Annotated in this window: 1 protein-coding gene; it reads left to right on the top strand. The window is 71.8% G+C overall.

The window, feature by feature from the left end; genetic code table 11:
• Positions 1–81: 81 nt before the first annotated feature.
• On the top strand, positions 82–1,236 hold a 1,155-nt coding region (locus tag H5J30_RS34195; RefSeq protein WP_181791702.1), incomplete at its 3' end, for an SPFH domain-containing protein.

Here is a 1,236-nt window from a genome sequence, read left to right as displayed (position 1 = left end):
CTTCGGGGTCGCGAACGAAGGCTACGGACACGAGAGCACGGGCTTCGGGCCCGCGGACTACGGGCACGAGGAGGCGGGAGCATGAGCGCGACGGCCATGAAGCGCAGGTCGGTCATCTCCGAACTCGTCGCGGCCTGGGGCGACATCCCCCAACTGCTGCGCGGCGGCGAGGCCGGCACCCTGATCCCCGTCATCATCCCCCGCCACCGCCGCCGGCTGTGGTGGATGGTGCCGCTGTGGCTGTCGCTGCTGGCGCTGGCGACCGGCGTGATGGCCGGGCTGCAGAGCGGCAGCGAGGACGGCTGGAGCTCCGGCGCGTACGACGCGCTGGCGGCGGCCTCGTACGGCACCGGCGTCTTCCTGCTGGTCGTCGGCGTGCTGTGGTGGTGGCGCTCCTCGATCGTGAAGATCGAACAGGGCACGAACGGCGTCCTCACCCGCTACGGCGCCATCTCCCGCACGCTCGGCCCGGGCCGGCACTTCGTCTGGCACCCCTGGTCGCGCGTGGACTTCGTCGTCGACACGGCCACCGAGATCCCGTACTCGGCGCCGGTCATGGCCTGCCCGACGCAGGAGAACGTGCCGCTGCGCTCGATCGAGTTCTTCCTGAAGTTCCGCATCAACGACGCGGTGCTTTTCGTCCGCACCATCGGCGCCGGCAACTTCGACCTGGTGCTCTCCAGCGCCGTGCAGGACGCGATCCGCCAGCGCGCCCGCCAGGTGCGCACGGAGCGGGCGTACGACCTGCGCGGCTCGGACGTCGCGGACATGCAGGACCTGCTCAACCGCCAGCTGGCCCGCTACGGCGTGCGCATCACCGGCGCCAACATCCCCGACGTCCAGCTGCCCGCGCAGTACCAGCAGCACCTCGCGACCCGCGAGCGGGTCGCGAAGGAGCGGACCGCGTACGAGCAGGAGTGGGGCCTGACCCGCAAGCGCCGCATCGACAACCTGCAGATGGACATCGAACGGGCGAAGAAGGCGCGCGACGCGCGCTTCGTCGAGGTCAAGGCCGCGCTGAACCGGGCCCGCGAGGAGGTCGCCCGGCTGCTGGAGCAGCAGGAGACCGAGGCGCAGAAGGTCCGCTTCGAGATCGAGACCCGCGGGCGCAGCGGCCTGATCGCCGCCGAGAACGAGGCGAAGGCGCAGCGCCGGCTGGCGCAGGCGTACCGCGACAACCGCGCGGTGCTCCGGTACGAGCTGGCCAGGCGGCGGCTGGAGGTGGGCGCGACGCTC

The organism is Streptomyces phytophilus (assembly GCF_013870535.1).
GTDB lineage: Bacteria > Actinomycetota > Actinomycetes > Streptomycetales > Streptomycetaceae > Streptomyces > Streptomyces phytophilus.
This window is presented reverse-complemented; position numbering and strand designations above follow the sequence as displayed.